The 4,263-nt window shown below is 65.8% G+C and carries 4 protein-coding genes; 2 read left to right on the top strand and 2 right to left on the bottom strand.

The window, feature by feature from the left end; genetic code table 11:
• Both AC3AYF_RS18705 and AC3AYF_RS18700 read right to left on the bottom strand, forming a co-directional pair.
• Positions 1-1,262: MFS transporter (locus tag AC3AYF_RS18705; RefSeq protein ID WP_487780172.1), on the bottom strand; the 1,262-nt coding region annotated here is incomplete at its 3' end.
• A complete protein-coding gene (locus tag AC3AYF_RS18700) occupies positions 1,259-1,873 on the bottom strand; it encodes a TetR/AcrR family transcriptional regulator (RefSeq protein WP_149434392.1) in 615 nt (204 codons plus the stop codon). The genes AC3AYF_RS18705 and AC3AYF_RS18700, both read right to left, overlap by 4 nt.
• Before the next feature lie 287 nt (positions 1,874-2,160).
• Here AC3AYF_RS18700 and AC3AYF_RS18695 point away from each other — a divergent pair, with 287 nt between their 5' ends.
• Both AC3AYF_RS18695 and AC3AYF_RS18690 read left to right on the top strand, forming a co-directional pair.
• Complete coding sequence (locus AC3AYF_RS18695; protein ID WP_295041152.1) at positions 2,161-2,835, top strand: SOS response-associated peptidase; 675 nt, start codon at positions 2,161-2,163, stop codon at positions 2,833-2,835.
• A gap of 85 nt (positions 2,836-2,920) precedes the next feature.
• On the top strand, positions 2,921-4,263 hold a 1,343-nt coding region (locus AC3AYF_RS18690; protein WP_487780171.1), incomplete at its 3' end, for an insulinase family protein.

Raw genomic sequence — 4,263 nt, 5'->3', positions numbered from 1 at the left:
CGGGTATTCCGCATCAGCAGCGCCACGCCCACCAGCAGTGCCGACCACCCCAGACACGCGAACAGCACGAAGAGCGACAGCTTCATCACGCTCAGCACCACGATCCCGAACACGGCGGACAGGATCATGAACAGCGCGTTGAGGATATTGTTGGCAGCAATCATGCGGGCCCGACGCTCCTCGCGACTGGCCAGTTGCATCAGGGTGTAGAGCGGTACGCTGTAGAGACCGCCGCCGAGCCCCACCAGCGCCAGCAGCGTGCTCATGCGCCAGAAATCGGTCATCGCCAGCAGCTCGACCAACGTCAACTGCTCCCCGGCGAAGCTCGACTGCGCGGCCAGCTCGATCCCGGAGACCCCGATGACCAACGCCCCGATCGGCACCAGCCCGAGCTCCAGGCGCCCCGCCGACAGCCGGGAGCAGAGCAGTGCCCCCAGGCCCACGCCGACCGCGAAGGCACCCAGCAGGAAGCTGACGGCCCCCTCGCTTCCGTGAATCACGTCTTTGACCCACGCCGGCAGCTGGGTCAGGTAGCAGGCGCCCAGAAACCAGAAGAAACTGATCCCGATCAGCGCCGGCCGGACCTTCTTCTCGGCGAGACCGTCGCGCATCACTCGCCAGGTGCCGGAAAACGGGCGCCACGGAACACGGCCGGTCACGCTCGGAGGCGCCGCCGGGATCTTCAGGCTGACGACGACACCGGCCACGGCGATCACCACCAGGCTGGTCGCGATGGCCGCCCTTCCCAGCGCGCCCTCCAACGAGGCCAGCACGCCGGCCAGCAGGGTACCCAGCAGAATCGACACGAACGTGCCCAGGTTGACCCAGGCATTGCCCTTGACCAGTTCGGTGGCGGCGAGGTGCTGCGGCAAGATGGCGTACTTGACCGGACCGAACAGCGCCGACTGCGTGCCCATCATGAACAGTAGCGCCAGCAACAGGCCGAACAGCTCGAACCAGACCGCCACCGCAGCCGCGATCATCGTCGCCAGCTCCAGCAACTTGAGACGACGCACCAGCCTCTGCTTGTCGAGGTGATCGGCGAGCGTGCCGCCCCAGGCGGAAAACAGGAAGAACGGCAGGATGAAGAGTCCCGCCGCCAGGTTGTTCAGCAGCCCCGTATCCCAACCGTACCGGGGTACGGCGACGAAGGTCAGCAGCAGCAGCAGGACGTTCTTGAACAGGTTGTCGTTGAAAGCGCCCAGGGCCTGGGTCCAGAAGAACGGCGCGAAGCGGCGCTGGGCCAGTAACCCCGAATTCACGAGTCGTCCGACAGGTAGCGCAGGCCGTTCAGTGTCATCGACAACAGCTGATCGAGCAGCTCTCCCACTTCCATCGGCTGCCCCTGCCAATAGCCGAGGCGATCGTTGAGCCCCAACTGCACCAGGCCATGCACGCTGCCCCAGAGCGTCCTTGCCATGCGCCGGGCAGTGGCATCGTCGAGTGCCGGCTGATGGGCCTTGAGCGCGCTCTCGACGCGCAGAAACAGCGCATCGATGATATGGCTCTGGCGCTCGTCGAGTTCACCCTCGTCCGCGAGCGGGTACTCGAACAGCATCTGCCAGCGGTGAGGCTCGTGCTGGGCGAACTGCCAGTATGCCGTCGCCAGGGCCTTGAGCTGCGGCTCCGGATCGGCATCCTCGAGCCAGGATACCGCCGCCCCCATCCTGTCGAGGGTCTCGATATTGACGTACTGCAGCAGGTTGCTGAAGCTGCCGTAGAGTTTGAGCAGCGTACTCGGCGCGCAGCCCACATCGCGAGCCAGCGAGCGCAGCGACAGCGTGTGCACGGGATTGTCTCTCAGCCAGGCATCGCAGGCCGCCATGACCTGGGCATGGAGCGCCTCGGGGGCGTGCTGTCGCGGTCGAGCCATGAAATTCCTCGCTCGGAATGGTGTCGAATCGCTGCCGACGAGTCGGAAGCCGGAAAATATTGTTGTCGACTTAAAATCGAACAGCGTTTCCCAGCATATCGCCATACCGCACAAACGCAAGCATCGAGCGGATTAACGTGACGATTTCGTGAGGGTTTTACACCGCCGGCGTCCGCAGGCGAGCGCCCTCCCCCGTCTCGCCCCGGCAGGTGAATAACGCCTTGGCCCGGCGCACGCTGTGGCATAGGCTGTTGCCCTCGCCACTCGATCGTCCAAGAGGAGACACCATGGCTGGTCGACTGCATGTCGACGATTGGACCCGTCATCCGGCAAGCCCCGCTTTTCGCGGCATCGACCCGCCGATCCTCGGCCCCAACCTGGCGCCGCGCCGCTGGCTGTCGATCCTGCGCCACGAGGCGGGGGTCACCGTGCTGCGCGACGCGTTCTGGGGGCTTACTCCGACGTGGCTGAAAGTGCTGGATCAGGCGCCGCACTGCGCCCGTGCCGAATCGCTCGACGAGCGACCGATGTTTCGCGAGGCGCTGGCCGAGCGCCGGTGCCTGCTCCCCGTGACCGGCATTTACGTCTGGCAGAACGGGCTACGGGGCAAGCAGCCCTTCCTGGTGACCCATACCGACCGGTCGCCACTGCTGCTGGCCGGCATCTGGAGTCGCTACGCGCCGGACACGGGCACGACACGCGACTCTTTCGCCCTGATCACGGTGCCCACGACGGAAGTCATCGCCCCGATGAGCGATCGCCTGCCCACGGTCATCGCCCCCGACGAGACCGACGCCTGGCTCTCGCCGGATACGTCGCCAGCGTCGGTTCGCGGGCTCATCGGCCCGGCCGACCGGGAACTGCTGGGCGCGTTTCCGGTATCAAAGCAGGTGAACGACCCCGCGCACCAGGAGTGGGCCTGCGGTTACCCTATCGGCCCCATGCGCGTCTGGACGACATGAGCGCCTCGCCACGGCAGGCATCGTTGCACCATTTCAGGGCCCCGGTTCGATTTTCACACCCCCGGTCATCAGCGAGAGAGTCCGTATGCAGGAACCCCGTCTTCACTCCCCGCGCCATCGTCCGGCGCTCACCGGCATGACGCCGCCAACACGTACCGCACTGGGCATCCGGTATCTTGCCGGTTGCCTGGCGCTGGCCCTGGGGCTGGTGGCGCTCCCCGTCACGGCGACCGCCGCTCCCGACCCTGGATCGGCCGACCGTGCCGCCGTCAGTCAGAGCCCCATCATCCAGAGTCCCAATGACGAGCGCCAGTACCGCGCCATCACCCTCGACAACGGCCTGCAGGCGCTGCTGGTCAGCGACCCCGAGGCCGACAAGGCCGCGGCGGCCATGGACGTCTCCGTGGGCAGCAACAACGATCCGTCCGACATGCCCGGGCTGGCGCACTTCCTCGAGCACATGCTGTTCCTGGGAACCGAGGGCTATCCGGATCCGGACGGCTACCAGCGCTTCATTTCCCAGAACGGGGGATCCCACAACGCCTTCACCGCCGACCAGGACACCAACTTCTACTTCGACGTGGATCCGGGCGCCTTTCCCGACGCACTCGATCGGTTCTCACAGTTCTTCATCTCTCCGCAGTTCAATCCCGACTATGTCGACCGCGAACGCCACGCGGTGAACTCCGAATACCAGGCCAGGCGCGACGACGATGCCCGCCGCATCAACGAGGCGCTGGGCAAGGCGCTCAATCCCGAGCACCCGCTCAATCACTTTTCGGTGGGTAGCCTGGAGACGCTCAACAGCGACAAACGCCCGCTGCGCCAGGCGCTGCTCGATTTCTACCACCGCCATTACGATGCCAATGTCATGCATCTGACCGTGCTCGCCCCCGAGCCGCTGGATGCCATGGAGCGGCTGGTCCGCCAACGTTTCGCCGCGATACCCGATCGCGGCCTGCAAAAGCCCGTGGTCGATCAGCCACTGGCGAGGGCCAACGACCTGCCGGCATCGATTCGCATCAAGAGCAACGAGGCGCGTCGCCAGCTGGAATTCCTCTTTCCCATCGACGACCCCACCCTCGAATACGCCGACAAGCCGGACGACTATCTCGCCAACCTGCTCGGGCACGAGGGCGAGGGCAGCCTTCTGGCTGCCCTGCGCAAGGCAGGCTGGGCCGACGCCTTGTCCGCCGGCACCCGCGCGGGTGACGGTCGACACGCGCTGTTCGACGTCTCGATCAGCCTGACGCCGGAGGGGGAACATCATCTCGACGACATCCAGGCCAGCCTGTTCGATCAGATCCGGCGCGTCCGCGACCACGGGGTCGACGCCTGGCGCTACCGGGAACAGGCCAAGCTGGCCGAGCAGAGCTTCCGTTTCCAGCAGCGCAGTGACGAAATCTTCGTCGGTTTCCAAGGTCTTGC

Source organism: Salinicola sp. (assembly GCF_982684285.1).
Note: the sequence above shows the minus strand (reverse complement) of the source record. Positions and strands in the feature narration are given on the sequence as shown.

Coding starts and splice junctions, on each gene's coding strand:
- AC3AYF_RS18700 (WP_149434392.1), bottom strand. CDS start 1,873: ATGGCTCGACCGCGACAGCACGCCCCCGAGGCGCTCCATGCCCAGGTC.
- AC3AYF_RS18695 (WP_295041152.1), top strand. CDS start 2,161: ATGGCTGGTCGACTGCATGTCGACGATTGGACCCGTCATCCGGCAAGC.